Origin of the sequence: Bdellovibrio sp. (assembly GCF_047637665.1) — a bacterium.
Classification (GTDB): Bacteria; Bdellovibrionota; Bdellovibrionia; order Bdellovibrionales; family Bdellovibrionaceae; genus Bdellovibrio.
Genome location: NZ_JBLJBT010000015.1, coordinates 45,695 through 63,487, shown reverse-complemented (window position 1 = coordinate 63,487; position 17,793 = coordinate 45,695). Strand labels below are relative to the sequence as shown.

Annotated in this window: 14 protein-coding genes; 6 read left to right on the top strand and 8 right to left on the bottom strand. The window is 47.1% G+C overall.

What is annotated here, in order from left to right; genetic code table 11:
• Positions 1–48: 48 nt before the first annotated feature.
• The 3 genes from ACM64D_RS03590 to clpB all read right to left on the bottom strand — a co-directional run bounded on the left by ACM64D_RS03590 (position 49) and on the right by clpB (position 5,297).
• Entirely contained in the window at positions 49–1,245 is a 1,197-nt protein-coding gene (locus ACM64D_RS03590; RefSeq protein WP_415061822.1) for a hypothetical protein, read from the bottom strand.
• 512 nt (positions 1,246–1,757) lie between these two features.
• Entirely contained in the window at positions 1,758–2,255 is a 498-nt protein-coding gene (locus tag ACM64D_RS03585; protein ID WP_415061821.1) for a hypothetical protein, read from the bottom strand.
• Between the two features lie 456 nt (positions 2,256–2,711).
• Positions 2,712–5,297 carry an ATP-dependent chaperone ClpB gene (gene clpB, locus ACM64D_RS03580; protein WP_415061820.1) on the bottom strand — a complete coding sequence of 862 codons (2,586 nt, stop codon included), beginning with the start codon at positions 5,295–5,297 and terminating at the stop codon, positions 2,712–2,714.
• Between the two features lie 63 nt (positions 5,298–5,360).
• Between clpB and ACM64D_RS03575 the strand changes: the two genes are divergently transcribed.
• From ACM64D_RS03575 to ACM64D_RS03555, 5 genes are all read left to right on the top strand, one after another.
• The gene (locus ACM64D_RS03575; RefSeq protein ID WP_415061819.1) at positions 5,361–5,624 is read left to right on the top strand and encodes a hypothetical protein; all 264 of its coding nucleotides are present in this window, start codon (positions 5,361–5,363) and stop codon (positions 5,622–5,624) included.
• Positions 5,625–6,082: 458 nt separating this feature from the next.
• Positions 6,083–6,916: a flagellin gene (locus tag ACM64D_RS03570; protein ID WP_415061818.1), complete on the top strand. Its 834-nt coding sequence runs from the start codon at positions 6,083–6,085 to the stop codon at positions 6,914–6,916.
• Between the two features lie 207 nt (positions 6,917–7,123).
• Positions 7,124–7,897: a hypothetical protein gene (locus ACM64D_RS03565; RefSeq protein ID WP_415061817.1), complete on the top strand. Its 774-nt coding sequence runs from the start codon at positions 7,124–7,126 to the stop codon at positions 7,895–7,897.
• 105 nt (positions 7,898–8,002) lie between these two features.
• The gene (locus tag ACM64D_RS03560; protein ID WP_415061816.1) at positions 8,003–8,566 is read left to right on the top strand and encodes a hypothetical protein; all 564 of its coding nucleotides are present in this window, start codon (positions 8,003–8,005) and stop codon (positions 8,564–8,566) included.
• A 123-nt stretch (positions 8,567–8,689) separates the two neighbouring features.
• Complete coding sequence (locus ACM64D_RS03555) at positions 8,690–9,853, top strand: aminotransferase class V-fold PLP-dependent enzyme (protein ID WP_415061815.1); 1,164 nt, start codon at positions 8,690–8,692, stop codon at positions 9,851–9,853.
• A 20-nt stretch (positions 9,854–9,873) separates the two neighbouring features.
• On the opposite strand, the gene ACM64D_RS03550 is transcribed toward ACM64D_RS03555, so the two are convergent.
• Genes ACM64D_RS03550 through ACM64D_RS03540 form a run of 3 tightly spaced genes read right to left on the bottom strand, consistent with a single transcriptional unit; the run spans position 9,874 to position 15,066 of the window.
• Positions 9,874–10,389 carry a MarR family winged helix-turn-helix transcriptional regulator gene (locus ACM64D_RS03550; protein WP_415061814.1) on the bottom strand — a complete coding sequence of 172 codons (516 nt, stop codon included), beginning with the start codon at positions 10,387–10,389 and terminating at the stop codon, positions 9,874–9,876.
• A 13-nt stretch (positions 10,390–10,402) separates the two neighbouring features.
• Positions 10,403–13,618: an efflux RND transporter permease subunit gene (locus ACM64D_RS03545; RefSeq protein ID WP_415061813.1), complete on the bottom strand. Its 3,216-nt coding sequence runs from the start codon at positions 13,616–13,618 to the stop codon at positions 10,403–10,405.
• Between the two features lie 2 nt (positions 13,619–13,620).
• Positions 13,621–15,066, bottom strand: a complete 1,446-nt coding sequence (locus ACM64D_RS03540) for a TolC family protein (protein WP_415061812.1) — start codon at positions 15,064–15,066, stop codon at positions 13,621–13,623.
• A 155-nt stretch (positions 15,067–15,221) separates the two neighbouring features.
• Between ACM64D_RS03540 and ACM64D_RS03535 the strand changes: the two genes are divergently transcribed.
• A complete protein-coding gene (locus ACM64D_RS03535; RefSeq protein WP_415061811.1) occupies positions 15,222–15,872 on the top strand; it encodes a TetR/AcrR family transcriptional regulator in 651 nt (216 codons plus the stop codon).
• 15 nt (positions 15,873–15,887) lie between these two features.
• Here ACM64D_RS03535 and ACM64D_RS03530 read toward each other — a convergent pair whose 3' ends face one another.
• Positions 15,888–16,760, bottom strand: a complete 873-nt coding sequence (locus ACM64D_RS03530) for a hypothetical protein (RefSeq protein WP_415061810.1) — start codon at positions 16,758–16,760, stop codon at positions 15,888–15,890.
• 192 nt (positions 16,761–16,952) lie between these two features.
• Entirely contained in the window at positions 16,953–17,735 is a 783-nt protein-coding gene (locus tag ACM64D_RS03525; protein ID WP_415061809.1) for a hypothetical protein, read from the bottom strand.
• Positions 17,736–17,793 lie beyond the last annotated feature (58 nt).

Genomic DNA, 17,793 nt, shown 5'->3' with positions numbered 1-17,793 from the left:
TTGCCCTTGGCTTGGCAAGGGAAGTGGCACTTTTACAGCCAATTCCCCTTAGTTACGGCCTGGTTTTGTGGGGTTTGTGGTATTGCCGGAACTCCCCCCTGTATTAGAGCCAGGGTTGCTAGGATTGACAGGTTGCACACCGGGATCTTGAGGCTTGTAGTTCGCATCATGGAACTTGAAGAGTTTTACCTTGGCCCCGATCACGGCATTATCATCATTCTGTTCTATCACGCGGCCACGAGAAATTTCATCTCCCACCCAATCAATCTCAATTTTTGCAACCGCAGAGCTGGCTTGAGCTCCACCCCCTAAGTAGCGGGAGTCACAAGGCTCCCCTTCCCAATAGTAGTCTTCATTATAAACCAGCAACTGATCGCCGGGCTCAAGCTTCACGTCGGCCCCGCCCACCACAATCAAATGCGTGTCATGATTTGCGAGAACCCTTGTGTACCACTCTTCTGATTTCAACTGATCATTCAAGGAGGTCACAGATTTCACCAAGGCGTTCTTTGTAACCTGCGCCAAAGGAGTTTGATAATAAGCACTTGGACCCAACGTAAAGGCCCCGAAGTTCAAACCAAAGTTGACCTTGGTTTTGGTTTGTTTTGAAGTCACATTCGCCGCCGCAATCACTTTGGAAGTGAGCGGACGAAGGGCCACCATCGACAAATCCAGCTGTGCCCATTCCACATTAAATCCTGCCGACGCCAATCCATTTGTCGGATAAGCTCCATTCGGAGTGAAACCCAAAGTCAGTCCACCACCACCGATCAGCTCGAATGAATTCACAGAGCCCGCGATCTTGGCTTGCGGAATATTCACCATGCACCATGCGGTTTTCGCGTACTGCACATTGTAGTTATCTTTACCCGCTGCTTGCGCAAAGGCTTTCATCATCTGACCGTCCGCTTTGGTCAGATTGAAGAAGCCCTCATCCCCTCGTGTCGCTTCCTGCGGAGGGATCGCGATAGGCGGGTTGTACTTCAATGCAAACTCTTTGCTCTCCATGAGCACGCCATAAATTTGTTGATTCGCGACAAAACGAAAGTCAAAAGAACTGCCTCCGGGAAACATCACCGAACTCGAAGCGATAGACCCCAAGTCGACAATCTTTTTTAGTGAACGAACAGGAGCCGCTTGAGGCTGTTGCTCACACTTCTGGTTTCCCATGGTCATCGCTGCACCTGCCAAGAGGATGCTGGCTTTGAAAACTTTTTTTGACCAATTCATTCCCTGTGATTTCATGACGTCTCCCTTTCCACTCATTCACGGTAAAGGCGGTTCATGCACAGTATACGGAATAGAACGTCTAGACCTTAAACTGGGGCTAAGTCTTTGTTGTCACTTGCAAAAGCAAAACCGATTTCACTCTGAGACACGCTAAGTGATTGAATTCTTTGTGAAGAGAAAAAATTTGGAGTTTCAAAATAATTTTCGTGCGTCGAAAGTTTTGACTGTTTCATCAAAACTTGGTCACCGTGTTTGGGGAGTTTTCACTCGAAGTGTTTAGTTGTTTTTCGGAAAGTGGAAAGATGGTGGAGAGTGGCTTTTACAGCAACTCTCGGTAACGAACCAAGTCTGGCCATCCATGAGCAGCCTTCCTGACGAGCTTCCTGCTCGTCAGGCCAAGAATCATGGAGACACCTCAGGTAAATACTCTTCTTTCCTGGCCACGATAGCCAGGAAACAGCCTTCCATGGATGGCGGAAGATCATGCCATTGTCTCTGCTGAACGAAGACTCTCCCCGCTTCGAACATCAAAGACTCCCGCCCCCCGTCAGCGTAATAAAATACTGCACTTCATCTTTATTCAACACATTGTCATTCTTATCCGTACGATCTTCCAAATAATGAAGCGCCTGGGCACCGCCTCCAATTCGCAAGCCACCGATCGCGAATGTGACACCCGCCTTGCCAAACACGGCATTGGATTTCTCACTGGCCAAACGCACACCCGGCCCCGCAAAGAGTTCAATCCCAAGGGCGCGCGACTGCGTGTAGGCCTCGTAATTTAGCAAAGCTTCAGAGTCCAAGCCGTTGATAGTTTTAATATCGGTTCCAAACTGTGTAAAAACAGAATTGCGCCAGTTCAACCACTCATCAACATACCAATTCAATCCCAAATGAACTTCACTAAAAGAGCTGCCATCGCGAGTTCCCGAAGAACCACTAAGATCATACGTCACACGGGCCTCGACCAGACTGCCGACAAAGAAGGCCTTCAAAAGTATCAAAAATAAAAACGACTTTTTCATGGATCCATTGTGAGAAGAGGACGCCAACGAGGTCAATTTCTTTTTGTCAGCAAGTGAAAACATCCGAAGATCGGGACGACCTCAGGGTGAACTCAAGTTCTCCATGGTTTAACTTAGATGCGTTTTTTGCAAAAAAAGAAAGTGGCCATCAAGGACCACTTTCTTATGGACGAGAATCCCTTTCTACAGAAAGGAGATTCTCATGAAAAATACCACACACTACGGTACTTTTCGTCAGAAGAGGAAAATTCTTGAGATCTTGCTGTTGATTTTGCTCTTGCTTTTGAGCAGCTGCAGCTAAGAATCAAGAAACGATCTCAATATGATCCATAAGGGCTTAAGATTCTTTTGATAGGTTTTGGCTTTGGGCGAAGTCAGGCTTAAAACCTGGGGCTTCTTTCATGGATGAGGTGGAACTTGGTGGCCGCTTCCTTGCGGCCACCTTTTTTTAAATTATCAGAAAACCAAATGCTGGTCTCCACCTTTGACTTTCACGGTATCCCCGGCTTTGACTTTGCCCGAGATGATCTCTTTCGAAAGCGGATTCAAAAGTTCAGTTTGAATCACACGCTTCAAAGGTCTCGCACCATAGATAGGGTCGTAACCTTTCTTAGCCAAGAAATCGATCGCAGAAGGATCAAAGTCGATGGCAATCTTCTTCGCTTTCAAACGTTGCGCCACCAAATCCAGCTGCACTTTCACGATGCCGGAAATTTGCGACTGACCCAGCGAATTGAACATCACAACTTCGTCGATACGATTTAAGAACTCAGGGCGGAACCGCTCTCTTAATGCGTCGTTCACTGCCTCGCGTTTTTGAACCTCTGTCATGTGAGGATCCAAGATGGATTGAGAGCCCACGTTGGATGTCATAATCAACACCGTATTCTTAAAATCCACGGTGCGCCCCTGACCGTCAGTCAATCGACCATCATCCAAAACCTGCAACAAGATATTGAAGACATCGGAGTGAGCTTTTTCAACCTCATCCATCAACACGACACTGTAAGGACGTCGTCGAACGGCTTCCGTCAACTGGCCGCCCTCTTCATATCCCACATAGCCCGGAGGCGCACCGATCAGACGAGCCACAGAGTGCTTTTCCATGTACTCACTCATATCAATGCGAACCACGGCTTGTTCATCATCAAAGAGGAACTCCGCCAAAGCTTTCACGGTCTCAGTTTTACCAACCCCCGTCGGCCCCAGGAACATGAACGTTCCGATGGGACGATTCGGGTCTGAAATCTCTGCCCGCGCACGGCGAATCGCATCCGCTACGATGGTCAAAGCGTGATCCTGACCGACCACACGTTTTTGCAAAGCTTCTTCCATATGAAGAAGTTTTTGCGTCTCACTTTCCAACATCTTGCTGACCGGAATTCCCGTCCACTTCGCCACCACTTCGGCGACGTCTTCAGGACCGACTTCTTCCTTCAACATGCGGTTTTCAGAGCTGGACGCTTTTTCTTTACTTCGCTCTTCCAAAGACTTCATCTTTTTTTCTGTTTCAGGAAGTTTTCCGTATTTTAGTTCCGCGGCTTTGCCCAGATCTCCTTCACGCTCGGCCTTCGCAACAGCGACCTTGAGGTCTTCGATTTCGGCTTTGAGTTTTTTAATCTGCTCAATGCCGCCCTTTTCAAATTCCCACTGCTCGCGAAGCAATTGATTCTTGGCATTGAGATCCGTGATCTCTTTTTCGATCACCATCAGGCGATCTTTGGCGCCTTCTTCTTTTTCTTTTTTCAAAGCTTCTTTTTCAATGCGAAGCTGCATCAACTCGCGCTCGATCTTATCCACTTCTTCAGGAACAGAACGAGTTTCAATCCCCAACTTGCTGGCTGCTTCGTCGATCAAGTCGATCGCTTTATCCGGCAAGAAACGGTTGGTGATATAACGATGCGACAGCTTCACTGCAGAAACCAGAGCCGAATCGGTAATACGAATTCCATGGTGGACTTCGTATTTTTCCTTTAACCCACGCAAGATGGTGATCGCATCCTCAACACTGGGTTCTTCGACCAGCACCGTTTGGAAACGACGCTCGAGGGCCGCATCTTTTTCAATGTACTTACGATACTCATCCAAGGTGGTCGCACCGATACAACGAAGTTCACCCCGCGCCAAAGCCGGCTTTAAAAGTTGTCCCGCATCCATGGCCCCTTCTGATTTTCCGGCGCCAACCAGAGTGTGCAACTCGTCGATGAATAAAATGATTCGCCCTTCACTGGAGGTCACTTCTTTGATCACGGCTTTGAGGCGATCCTCAAACTCACCGCGATACTTGGCACCCGCAATCAAGGCTCCCATATCCAAGGACATCAGTTTTTTACCCACGAGATTATCCGGAACGTCTTGCTTTAAAATTCGGATGGCCAACCCTTCGGCAATCGCGGTTTTACCCACGCCGGGTTCCCCGATCAGAACCGGGTTGTTTTTGGTTCGTCGTGAAAGCACCTGGATTACGCGACGGATCTCTTCGTCACGCCCGACTACGGGGTCCAACTTACCTTCTGCCGCTAAGGCCGTCAGGTCTCGGGCGTACTTTTTTAAAACTTCGTATTTATTTTCAGGGTCATCATCGGTGACCTTCTGATTGCCGCGCATCTCTTCCAATGCGGCCTTCACGGCATCCGCATTCACTTTGGATTTCTTAAACAAGCCGCTCAGTTCCGCATCTCCGGAACGCAACATTGCCAAAAAGAAGTGTTCAGTAGATATGTAAGAGTCTCCCCATTCTTGGGCGACATCCTCGGCCAACTTAAAGATCTTTTCCAAACGAGGGCCCGCAAAAAGCTTTTGGTTCCCACCACTCACCTGAGGAAAACGATCCATTTTGGCGCGCAGTTCCGTCAGAAACTGGGCTTGATTCACGCTCATTTTATCCAATAGACGGGGAACAATGCCTTCAGACTGCTGCACCAGCTCCATCAAAAGGTGTTCAGGCTCTACGGAGGGGCTCCCTTTACGCTCTGCTAAGCGAGCCGCTGCCTGCATCGCCTCCTGACTTTTTCGCGTCATTTTTTCAATATCGTTGCTCATAAACCCTCCATCTGAAATAAAGGATGAGTCTTATTTTAGCTTTGTCAATGGAGGGATTAAACAATGTCTGTGGGTATTGTAAATCCAAAGGGAAAAGGGAAGTCTCAGCCTCGTCTGCATGCCTCTATCAAGAAAGACCGCGTGAGTCCCAGTGATTACCTAAAATACGACACACGCTTTTCCTGCGAAGACTGTTCTCACTTTGATGGCGAAAAGGTCCTTTGCACCATCGGCTACAACCCTGCCCATCACCTCAAACAAGAACAAGAGCACCAATATTTTTTGGCCGGCAACATGGCCTTTTGTCGCTTTCTAGAAATTGACTGAGCCAAAGTCCGTAAATTTGTCTTTTTTCTCTCTCAAAGTACTGTTCCTTTATGATTCAGGACAACCCTAGGTCCGGAATCCTCGATCTATCTTTTGGCTAGTATTGTAAAAATCAAACAAATCTCGCCTGACGTCCTGTCAAGAGATCGTCTCAAATCCCGATCAATTTCACATCAACGATTCACTCAGAAGGAGTCAGAGAGAGAAGGTCACTCTCTCTGTATAACCGAAAGGAGGGCCTTCAAGGATGACGTAAAAGAACAATAGATTGTTCGCAGCTGAGCGGAATGCAAATGCCCAGCGAAGGTTCTCAAAGAGCCTTAAAACAAAAAGGCCATTAAAAAAGTGCAGACTCGGATGTCAGCACCGGCAAAGCAGAAGTAGGTTCTGCCGAGCCAAAAAAACAAATCAAGGAGGGTATTGAAAATGAAAAATAAATATTAACGGAGGAATTTAAAATGGGAATGAGAGTATCAACAAACGTAAGCGCGATTAATGCACAAAGAAACCTCGTTGGTTCACAAAGAGCAATCAACGATTCAATGGCGAAACTTGCTTCTGGTAGCCGTATCAATAAAGCGGCTGACGATGCTGCAGGTCTTGCGATTTCAGAAGGCTTGAAAGCTCAGATTCGTTCTGCAGCACAAGCTCAAAGAAATGCGAACGATGGTATCTCTATGGTTCAAACTGCTGAGGGTGGCTTGAACGAAATCGGTAACATCGTGGTTCGTCTTCGTGAGTTGGGAATCCAAGCGGCTTCTGACACTGTAGGTGAGAACGAGCGTGGCATGTTGAATAAAGAGGTTCAGCAATTGAAATCTGAAATTCAACGTATCTCTGCTGTAACAACTTGGGGTACTACTAAGTTGTTGGATGGTTCTTCTCCGAAGTTCGACTTCCAAGTTGGTTTGTTCAATAACTCTGAAGAAGATCGTATCTCCTTCAACGCGAGTGAGAACGTAGCAACTTTGGATGCTCTGGGACTATCTGGTGTAGACTTCTCTACTAAAGAAGGTGCACAAGAAGCTTTGGGTATGTTGGACAACGCTCAGACTTCAATCTCTGGAACACGCGCTAATCTTGGTGCGCTCCAAAACAGATTGACTTCGACTGTTGACAACTTGGGTGTTGCTCAAGAGAACCTCTCTGCAGCTAACAGCCGTATCCGTGACACTGATGTGGCTCAAGCATCTTCAGAGATGACTCGTAACAACATCTTGTTGCAAGCTGGTACTTCAACTTTGGCGCAAGCTAACCAATCTAACCAATTGGCTCTTAAGTTGATCGGTTAATAGCTAGCAAATAGAAACAAACTCAAAAACCCGGTGGGACTCTCACCGGGTTTTTTTATTTTCTGCCCACGCTGTTGACACCCCCCTGACCAAAGATTTTCAATTCGAACAAAGTGTATAACTTTTTTACCAATAATTTCAAATATTTAGCTAAAGTCCAGCCCGCTTCGTGCCGAAAAATATAGCATAAGCGTGGAGGATATTTTTATGAACACTTCAAGATTAGCAGGTCTCCTGGTTGCCCTGATGACAACTTCTCTTCTTGCGGCCTGCAGTAAAGACGGTGGTTTTCAAGCCATCACCCCTACGGCGGGAGATTCCACCCAAGGATCTAATGGAGATAATTCCGGCCAAGGAGGAACGACAACTCCCGCTCCTCAGACTCCCAGTGCTTATGACAAATTAGATATGAATGCCTACGTGGGCAGCGGCAGTTATGAAAACGAACATGTCTTAAGCCTCGATAAGGCCAATAACGCACTCCTGCTTTACCTTCCCCTGCCTCCGGGACCTTTCTCGAGTCTTTATATAGATGTACCCAACGTAAAGGGGGTCAAAATTGCGACCGTTCTGGACTCCCAACAAAAAGCTCGAGTGGCAGTCAGCATCCCCTTGAAGCTGATCGTCAAAGACAAGGTCACTCTGCCTGCCGCAACAACTCTCCCTGGCGGACGCGCTCTTCCTATGATGCCTAGCGGAGAATATCCCTCACTAGCCCTGGGGCTGAACCAGAACTCTGACAACAAGATGTTCCTCTATTTCGGAGTGAATGCGGTCGGTTTGTTCCTGGAAAGCTCCTACTTCCCGGAGTACATAGGCATCACGGCCCCAATTAAAAACAAAGCGGGAACGAGAACACTGGGATACTTCACGATCGTCCCCAAACAGGGGGTCAATAATGGGGGCCTCTTCCTGTCCTTTGTCCTCCCCAACGATCTGGCCAAAATCATTGACGACCACCTCAGCGGGATCATCAACTAAACAAGACCTCTGGAACTGGTTCTATTTTGATTTGCCTGCCCCCTTAAATCTCGCTAGTCTAAGGGGGCAATTTATTTTGAAACAGGACTTTTCAGGGAGCTAATCATGGCAAAGAAAAAAGCAAAACCAGCTAAGAAAGTAGCAAAAAAAGCAGCGAAACCTGCAAAAAAAGCTACTGCAAAAAAGGCAACTAAGAAAACAGCTAAGAAAACAGCTAAGAAGGCAGCAAAACCTGCGAAGAAAGCGGCTCCTAAAAAAGCTGCTAAACCCGCTAAAAAAGTTGCTACTAAAAAAGCCGCAACTAAAAAGGCAGCTCCCAAAAAAGCTGCAAAAAAACCTGCTGCGAAAAAGGCTGCCCCTAAAAAAGCGGCTCCTAAAAAAGCAGCTGCTGTAGGCGCTGGTGCTGAAGTTCTTAAACCTTCAACACCTGTCATCGCTGAAATCTCTTCTGACTTCGACGAAGCAGAAATGGATGAAATGATCGACATCGAAGAAGAAGCCTCTGCTGACGAATGGGACGAAGAAGGTGAAGAGTCTGAAGCTGAAGGATCTTTCGAAGATGTGGAAGATGAAGAAGGCGAAGACGAAATTACAGATAAAAATGATGATGACGAAGACGACGACGATGAAGACGACGAAGACTTCGGTGACGATGAAGGCTACTTCTAGTCTGAACTTCATCTATTGATGAGCTTTCAAAAGGCGCTCCCTCAAAGAGCGCCTTTTTTTATATCCAAACAAGGGCTCTGCTCTTTCATAGTCAAATCAGACTCTTTTCAGTATGATCTTTCTATGTACAAACATCTTTACAGCCGTTTTTTAAAAGCCCACCCTCAAGAACTTCACTTTGCCTGTCATAGTCACCACTACTGGCCGGACGTGACCCGGGAAGCTCATCTCGAGTATTGGGATGACGCCTGCAAATATGTCGACAACAAATGGACCCACATCTTTTCAAAAAAAGTCCCGCAGGCACAAAAGTTGATCGCCGAAGTCCTTCATCTGTCCCACCCTCAACAATTGGTCTTTGCCCCGAATACTCATGAGTTTGTTTTTCGCCTTCTCAGTTCTTTGGACTGGACTCAAAAGGTGCGCATCCTCACCACCGACTCCGAGTTCTACAGCTTCGATCGACAAATCAATCGTTTGTCAGAATTTAAAAACTTTGAAGTCGTCAAAGTCCCGACGCTTCCTATTTCAACCTTCCACGAACGCTTTGAAAAAGAAATGACGTCCCACTCTTGGAATTTGATTTTCCTAAGTCAGGTTTTTTTTAACTCCGGCCTGGCCTGTGATGTGGAACGACTGGCTCAAAACGCCCCCGTCGAATCTTTGTTCGTGATTGATGGCTATCATGCCTTCATGGCGGTACCGACGAATCTGTCGTCATTAGAAGATCGTGTTTTCTATCTGGCAGGCTCCTACAAATATGCACAAGGGGGCGAAGGAGCCTGTTTCCTCTATGTCCCTCCGAAGACCCGACACCGTCCGTTCCATACGGGATGGTTTGCAGAGCTGTCTCATTTGTCTGCGGTGGGATCTGAAGTGGGTTATCCAGTAGATGCTCTTCAATATGCTGGCAGCACCATGGATTTCTCGTCTGTCTATCGTTTGATTGCCGCCTTAGAAAAGTTCAAGACGGAGGGACTTGATATCATTCAAATTCACAATTTTGTGGAGAGGAATCAGACGCTCTTTTTGGAAGAGATTGAAAAGATCAACCATCCCCTACTCAACCAACAAACTCTGATGAGGGGCGAGGGTACAAGGCATGGTCACTTTTTAACTTTTGCACTTCCTTCAGGGGAATCGACTCAGAAAATGGTCGCAGCGTTGGCGCAAAACCACGTCCTCACCGACTCACGAGGGAATCGATTGCGTTTTGGTTTTGGCCTATACCACGATGAAGAAGATATTCGCCGTGTTGTCAGCGTCATCTCCCAGGTTTCGATCTAGCTAGATCGAAACCTTCCCTATCAATTGCGTGTCAGCAAACTTGTACTTCTCAACATCTTTTCCAAAAGCCCCTGCATAAGGGTCCGCTCCTGGTCTGAGAACTGACTCCAAAAGGCCGACAACTTCGGAGACCATACGGGAAAGAGTTCCTTAATTAATCCCTCCCCCTTTTCGGTCAGGCGAATCACAAAAGATCTTGCATCTTTTTGATGAAGTTCTCTTTTCACCAATTCAGCCTTTTCCAAACTATTTAAAAGTCCCGAAATCGTCGCCTGAGTCACGCCCACTCTCTGAGAAAGCTCTGAAGGCATCAAACCTTCCGGAAAATCACTCAAAAGATGCAGCAATGTGAACCGGCCGCTGGACAAATTGTAAGGAGCTAAAACACTGTCCAAATAGTTATCCAGCTCCGAGGCCACCTTCATAAAAAGAAGATTCGCATAAAGAGGACCCGTGTCGACCCCCTCATGAATTCTCGATACGGACGTCTGCAATTCCTCTGGCGTTGGCATTGATTGAATAAATAATTTCGCCATAAAACCTCCATCCTTAACTTTCTGTGACACCGTAGTCGCTGGCCTCGACGGCGGGTGACTCGGATGTCAGTTTCACTTCAACGTGTCTGTCTTTCCTGGTGGACGTTAACTTGCCACCAATGTTATTGGCCCAGATTCTGAAGCGGTCTACGTAAGTAAATACCGCAGGAACCACAATCAGAGTCAAAATAGTTGAAGAAATCATACCCCCGATAATGGCCACACCCATAGCGGTGCGCGATTTCGACGCTTCATTCATTCCGATCGCCACCGGCAAGGTTCCGGCAATCAACGCAAATGAAGTCATCAGGATCGGACGAAGGCGAGTCTTACCCGCTTCCACCAAAGCTTCAGCACGCGATTTACCCTCGGCCATCATCTGATTTGTATAATCGACCAACAAGATACCATTTTTACCGGCCACCCCGATCAACATGAAGAAACCGAAGATGGCAAAGATGGTCATCGTCTCTTTCATCAAGAAAAGTCCCAGGAACGCCCCACACAGGGCCAAAGGCAATGCCACCATGATCGTGATAGGCGTAATAAAGGACTCATACAAACTTGAAAGGATCAGGTAGATGAACAGAATCGCAAAACCCAACGCCAAGACGGTGGAGGTCATCAATTCTTTCATATTTTCCGCATCCCCGCCGAAACCGTAACGGACACTGGATGGGAATGCCGCGTCTCCGGTCGTCATCGCTGTGACGGCATCGTTAACGACATTACTTAAACCTGCCCCTGGGGCAAGGCCCGCAGTGATTTGAATATAACGTCCGCGGTCTTGACGCTCAATCGACGCCGGTCCTGAAGCAATGTCTCCACTTGCCACATCGGAAAGACGTACGAGTTTTCTATTCACGTTAGGCACATAAACTTCGTTGAAACTCTGTTTTAAATCGCGCTGTTCAGGAAGTAAACGAACCCGAACTTCATATTCCCGTCCCTTTTCACGGAATTTGGCTGGCGTAAATCCTTCCACTTGCGCGCGAAGTTCTTGGCCCATGGTTTTCGTGTTGATACCGTATTGTTTCGCAGCTCCCGGCTTTAAACGAACTTGCATCTCAGGTTTCCCGGGACGGAAGTTTGTATCCACGTCTTTAAGGCGAGGATCGGCTTTGAGCTTCTCAAGAATTTTCGTAGCTGAGGCCTCCAGCTCTTTAGGATCCGCTGAAATGATATTCAGAACAAACGGCTGCTGTCCCATGCCCCCGGTCGCATCGTACTTTTTAACAACAGGGTTGGCATTAGTGAAAGAAGCCAACTGTCCACGAATTTTGTCGCGGAACTTTTCAGTCGTTAACTTTCCACGCTCTTTGCCGTCCTTCATGCGCACATAGAAATTGGCCTTGTTCGATTCGCCGTACAAACTACCAATAATCATAGCCGTGTAATTCACCTCGGGATTGGCTCGAATGATCTTATCCACTTCGTTACCAATCTTATTCATACCGTCCAAGCTGGTTCCGGGTGTCATTTCAAGAGTGACTGTAAACTCGCCGCTGTCATCATCTGTGATAAAGGCGCCGGGAACTTTCGTAACGGAGTAAATGCTCAGCACGAACACCAAGAATGTCGCACCAATGGTCAACAACGGATGACGAAGAGTCACGCGCAAGAGTTTTTCATACACTTTTTCAAGCCAGGATTGAAAGCGATCAAAACCCCGAACCAAACGCCCCAAAGTCTTATCATAGAAAGTGAGCTTTCCATGAGGGTTATGGTGTGCCCCATGTTGCCCCTCTCCTCCAAAGTAAGCCGTCAACATTGGAATGATGGTCATCGCCACAAACCAACTGATAGCCATCGAGAACACCACGGTCATACCAAACTGTTTCAAGAACTGACCGATAGTCCCCGACATTGTTCCCACGGGAACGAAGACCGCGATTACAACCAAAGTGATGGCCAAGACCGCCATTTGAATTTCTGTGGTCCCTTTTTCTGCCGCCGTCAAAGACTCTTCACCTAACTCCATACGACGATAGATATTTTCAATAACGACGATCGCATCGTCGATCAAAAGACCCACCGCCAATGTCAAAGCCAACATCGAAACAATGTTAATCGAAAAGCCAGCCAACTTCATGACCAAGAAGGCACCGATCAAGGAAATCGGCAAAGAAATTGCCGTGATTAAAGTCGAACGAGCACTTCCCAAGAAGAAGAAAACTGTAATAACGGTAAGGATGATACCGATAATGATCGTCTCATACACGTCAAACAAGTTGTTTTTGATCTTAATAGAGGCGTTGGAAACAACTTGAGTGCTCGGAGCCCCTTCCAGTTTTTCAAGCTCTGGCTTAATTCTTTCAAGCTGTTTAATAACATCATCAGCCACTTTCACCGTGTTTGAACCGGATTGCCGATAGACTTGTAAGAACAAAGCTTTTTCGCCGTTCAAAAAGGCGCGTGACTTTTCATCTTCCAAAGTATCGACAACCACACCCAAATCTGAAACTCGAGTGGGCACTTCATTCCCGTAAAGATTTACGAGGGTGTCAGAAATTTCAGAAACGGTCTTAAACTCTCCCAGACCACGAAAGACCAGTTCTTTGCCTCCCTGTTCCACCTTACCGCTAGGAATATTTTCTCCCGAAGCCCCCACTTGTCCTGCGACTTGACCGACAGAGACCTCACGCGCACGAAGTTTTTTGCGATCTAAAAGGACATGAATTTCTCTTTCGCGTCCACCAAAGATCTCGATGGCTCCGACGTTATTCACCTGTTCCAAGCGCGGCTTAATATATTGATCGGCAATATCAAAAAGTTGCGCGTCCCCCAGGCCCTTCGCGGTGACGGACAAAGTTAAAATGGGTGTATCTGAGGGGTCGAATTTTCTGATAACAGGGTCATCGACCTCACTGGGAAGTTTCGCTTTGGCGATATTCACTTTATCACGGACTTGTTGTTCCGCGTACTTCACGTCAACACTGCTGTTAAACTCGACGATAACCTGACTGACGCCCTCGAGGCTTTTTGAAGTCAGACGTTTAATTCCAGAGATGGTGCTGACTTCCTCTTCGATGGGACGACTGACCAAGGTTTCAATTTCAGAGGGGCCAGAGCCTTTATAGACAGTTTGTACGGTGACAACCGGGACACTCACATCCGGAAACAAATCCACGCTCATGGACTTAAAGGAAGCCCACCCCACCACGACGATCGCGATGGTCACGCAGGTGATAAAGATCGGTCTGCTAATTGAGATTTTAGGTAAGCTCATGACTATTTCCCTCCTTCAACAGAGGTTTGGTAAAGTTTAATTTGTGCTTGCAATCCAAGAATCTGAGCGGCGGCTTGAACTCGCGCCACCTCAGATTGTGAGAAGTCTTGCTCAAAAAGAAGAACCTGATAAGTCGTGGTTCTTCCCTGGCGAAGACGAATTCTTTCATTTTCAAGTTTGGCTTTTTGCGCATTCACGATATTGGTTGCCAAACGAAGGCTTTCTTTGGCTTCGCCAAGCTGCTGAGTCAGATTGGTCCAATCTTGATCTTGAGTGAAACGTTTTTGTTGATAGGACAAATCTGCGGCTCTTTGAGTTTTCAGTGCGCCAGCCTTCGCGTCAGATAAGGCCCCAAGGTTTAAAGGAATATTCAAACGCACTCCCACAAACGCGGTATCACGTTCCGTTTTTCCCGCTGCCTTCATGGCTTCGTTAAACTCTTCATCTCGTCCATTGAGTGCATAACTCCCGTAAAGGTCCAACTTGGGTTTGTTTCTTTCCGCGACCAACTGGGCGGAGGATTTCGCAAGTAGGGATTGCGCTTCTGCCGCTTTGACGTCATAGCGATCACCGGGTTTTGCCGTTGGGACGAGGACCTTCTGAAGTTCGCCATAGTTGATGTTTTCAAGACCCATGACAGCCTGCTCGGCCTCTTTATTTATATAAGTGTTGAAGGTGCGACGTGCAGTGCGCTCTTGGTTCTGAGCTTGCTGTAATTGAAACATACGGGCCTCAACAAGGGCTTTCGCTTGCAACACATCCGCACTCTCTCCAAGATTCATCTTCGCTTTGCGTGAGACGTAATCGAGGATGCTCTGCGCTTGTTTCAACGCCTGAGCCTGCACTTGTACAACCTCTTGTGCGGAAGCCAATCTCCAATAAGCTGCTTCTGCTTCGACAAGAAATCCACGCGTTTGTGCATCAGCCCCAAAACGTTCTGCAAGATTTTGTTGTCGGGTCAGATCTTCATTGGCGCGAGAGGAACGACCAAAACCATTCGCCCACAAGGGCATACTTAATTCTAAGGTTGGAGTTGCATTCCAAAAGCTGTTAGGAACACCGGCAGGAAGAGTGGCCCCTTCCACCTCCGTTCTATCCATGGCGTAAGAAAGTTTGGTCTGCAGACCAAAGCTAAACTCTTGAGAAAGCCCTAAAGAATAGTTTTGCAATTTGAGGCGATCGTAAGTGATCGTCGATGCAAAAGGCTCTTTCCCATCGTGCCCGATTCGCGCTTCAACAAAAAATCGGGGCGTAAAAAACAGATCCGCCTCCCGAGATTTTAAGCTGGCTGCTTCGGCCTGCTCACTTGTTGATTTGTACCCCAAGCTCTCCTGCTTCACCTGCTCTAAATAGTCATTAAGACTGAGTGCCGAAGCACTTTGTCCCGCAAGAAGAGCCGCTACTATCACGGCAAAACTGCCCACTTTCAGCATATCCATTTTCTTCATAGGATTAACTCCGTTAAGTAATCGCTTACATACTTAATCTATTGCAGGATCCTTAAGTATGCAATCAATTACTTTCTTGATGTCTCACCTGCCTTATGATACATTATGTAAAGATAAGAAGTTTCAAGTACTTATATAATTCTCAGGAGGTTTTCATGACGGAAACATCTCATACAAAAACCCAAAAAGATGATAGCAATGCTCATATTAAGGGTAAAAAGAGAGATCGGTCCGCCTCCGAAGAGCGCCTCATCAATGCGGGCCGCGAGATCTTTTCAAAACATGGTTTTGATGGTGCCACCACACGAATGATTGCCAAAAAGGCCGACGTGAATGAGTCCCTTATCGCCCGCTACTTCGAAGGCAAAGAGGGTTTACTTATTGCCATCATTGAAAAGTTCCTTGAGGAAACCAACCATCTTGAACTCCCCTATCCACCACAAAAAACTTTGGGTGATGAGTTGGAGGCCTACGTCCTTCAGCGCTTGGAGTATGGCTGTGGTCATGAGGACTTTGCCAAGATTATTTTTGTTCAAGCCCTCGTGAATAAACAGTTCAAAAAGCGCGTCCGCGAGACCGTGCCTCTGCAATTAGATGAGCGCCTTGTGAATCGCGTGCAAGCTTTGGCGGATCAGAACAAACTGCAACCCAACGCCAATGTTCTGGAGCTGTGTCAGGACTTGGACATCTATATGGACGGCATCTTCTTCTTTGAGCGCATTCTGCACGAGTCTTCCAACGAAGAACTGATTGCGCAAACCGTACGCTTTGCGCGGAAGTACGCAAAGCTCTATGAAAAAAACTAAGCGAATTTTTAAATCTTAGAAGGTGAATCGTCCGCGAAGATTCCCCGCAAACGTATTGTAGGAGTCAATATTCAGATCGCTTTTGTTCAGCAAAGTAGAATAGGTCAAAACCGGCAACACCTCAAAACCTGGAGCGATCTCAATTCTAAAGGCAGCATCCAAAGAAAGAAGCTTCTGCTCCAAGTAAGTGATCGTGCTGTCACTAAATTTTGCAGTGCTGGAGCTCACGGTCATATAGCTCACCTCAAAGTTTGGATGAAAGGCATTTTGAATCTCCGCAAATAAAGCCAAGGTCAATTCGTTTCCACCTGAAATTGTCCCTTGCTTGGAAAGCCCTGAAGACACTCTCTCCGCATCCCCGTCCTGAGGAAGCTTATACTTCAAACGCGCCCCCACATCCGCCACGGAAGACGGCACAATGATCCCTAAGCCAATAAGAGGTGACACCCTTCCTGAAGACAGATTTTGTTCGTTCTTATCGCTATCGATTTTATATTTCTCAGTTGGAATATGAGCACCGACGTGAGTAAAAAAAGTAAATCCGCTTAAATCGAAGTTCCCCTGGTATGCCAACAACAAGTCGGACAGGCCCTGCTTTTTAAAGGTCACATCAGGGGCCATTATGTAATCGTACTTTGATTCGGCGGAACCATACCCGACGCCTAAACCGAGAGAGTGCTCATTACTTAAACCATACACATAGGAAGTTGCGACCTCATACCCTGAGGTGTTTGCGGTCGCCATCGTCGCCGTTAAAGATGAAGATACATAACCTGTCCCAAACTGAATTTCGCTTTGACCAGCGCTAGGGGCTAAATTCTTTTGAGTCATTGTCAGAGCGAACGAAAACGATGAATAGAAGAAAACGGCGATACAGATGAGCTTCATCAAATTACTCCTTGTTTACGCCATTTTTATTTATAATCTTGAGAATGTTTATTTGATTTTGAAAATCAATCATTTCGTCTAGACACCGGGCCGAACTCTCGATCCGCCAGGTGGAGACGTTGAGAACACCTTGCCCCTCTCAAGAAGACTCTCTCACAGGGGGCAAGGGAATAATATTATGCCTGGATGTGTTTATTCGAAGTTAGGAAGATCGACGATCACGCCACCACCAGCATCAGGTGTACTGACCGGAGCGCTGGGTTGAGTTTGCTGCTGCTGCTGTTGCTGTTGTTCTTGGCGCTTACGCTCTTCTTCTTTTTTACGAGCCTCTTCGTCTTTCTTCTTTTGTTCAGCTTGTTGTTGCTGACGACGTTGCTCTTCTTGGCGACGAAGCTCTTCTTGTCTTTTTGCTTCCGCCGCACGTTTTTCAGCTTCAATGCGTTTTTGTTCTGCTTCTCGACGCGCTTTAACGGCGGGATCGAACTGCTCTAAGCAAATTCTTGCCGCATCAATGCCGGATTTGCCACGAGTTTGATATTGATTGATAACACATGACTTCAGCTGATCTTTTTCGACGTTAGAACAGACACGCACACCATCTGCTGACATTGAATTATTAGAAACATAAAGACCGCCACGGAAATAGAGATCGATGGCGCAATTGGCTTCCGCCGTATTACGAGCGGTCGCGCAGGCTTGGCCCGCCAACTGAACATATTGATGACCTATCTCTTGCGCGATGGAGATAGTACATCTTTGAAACTCGCGATCAGTTCGACCGTAAGAACAGGCCGTATCTGTTGATGAAGAAAAGGTGCTCAGGCTTTGATAGAGAGAATCAGAACAATCCTCCACACTAATACCGCGAGACACGGGCTGACTTGGAGATGGGGTGTTGTTCCCCTTAATAATCCACGCTTGCGAAACGCTGGAAAAAGTCAGAGCCGCTAATGTTAGTGCAAAAACCTTCTTCATAAAAACCTCGGGCTAAAGTAAACCCGGAGTGGGAAGAGAGAGAAAACCACTCCGGGCT

Excerpts from the sequence above, each read along its gene's own strand:
- ACM64D_RS03590 (WP_415061822.1), bottom strand. The coding sequence starts at position 1,245 with ATGAAATCACAGGGAATGAATTGGTCAAAAAAAGTTTTCAAAGCCAGC.
- ACM64D_RS03585 (WP_415061821.1), bottom strand. The coding sequence starts at position 2,255 with ATGAAAAAGTCGTTTTTATTTTTGATACTTTTGAAGGCCTTCTTTGTC.
- clpB (WP_415061820.1), bottom strand. The coding sequence starts at position 5,297 with ATGAGCAACGATATTGAAAAAATGACGCGAAAAAGTCAGGAGGCGATG.
- ACM64D_RS03575 (WP_415061819.1), top strand. The coding sequence starts at position 5,361 with ATGTCTGTGGGTATTGTAAATCCAAAGGGAAAAGGGAAGTCTCAGCCT.
- ACM64D_RS03570 (WP_415061818.1), top strand. The coding sequence starts at position 6,083 with ATGGGAATGAGAGTATCAACAAACGTAAGCGCGATTAATGCACAAAGA.
- ACM64D_RS03565 (WP_415061817.1), top strand. The coding sequence starts at position 7,124 with ATGAACACTTCAAGATTAGCAGGTCTCCTGGTTGCCCTGATGACAACT.
- ACM64D_RS03560 (WP_415061816.1), top strand. The coding sequence starts at position 8,003 with ATGGCAAAGAAAAAAGCAAAACCAGCTAAGAAAGTAGCAAAAAAAGCA.
- ACM64D_RS03555 (WP_415061815.1), top strand. The coding sequence starts at position 8,690 with ATGTACAAACATCTTTACAGCCGTTTTTTAAAAGCCCACCCTCAAGAA.
- ACM64D_RS03550 (WP_415061814.1), bottom strand. The coding sequence starts at position 10,389 with ATGGCGAAATTATTTATTCAATCAATGCCAACGCCAGAGGAATTGCAG.
- ACM64D_RS03545 (WP_415061813.1), bottom strand. The coding sequence starts at position 13,618 with ATGAGCTTACCTAAAATCTCAATTAGCAGACCGATCTTTATCACCTGC.
- ACM64D_RS03540 (WP_415061812.1), bottom strand. The coding sequence starts at position 15,066 with ATGAAGAAAATGGATATGCTGAAAGTGGGCAGTTTTGCCGTGATAGTA.
- ACM64D_RS03535 (WP_415061811.1), top strand. The coding sequence starts at position 15,222 with ATGACGGAAACATCTCATACAAAAACCCAAAAAGATGATAGCAATGCT.
- ACM64D_RS03530 (WP_415061810.1), bottom strand. The coding sequence starts at position 16,760 with ATGAAGCTCATCTGTATCGCCGTTTTCTTCTATTCATCGTTTTCGTTC.
- ACM64D_RS03525 (WP_415061809.1), bottom strand. The coding sequence starts at position 17,735 with ATGAAGAAGGTTTTTGCACTAACATTAGCGGCTCTGACTTTTTCCAGC.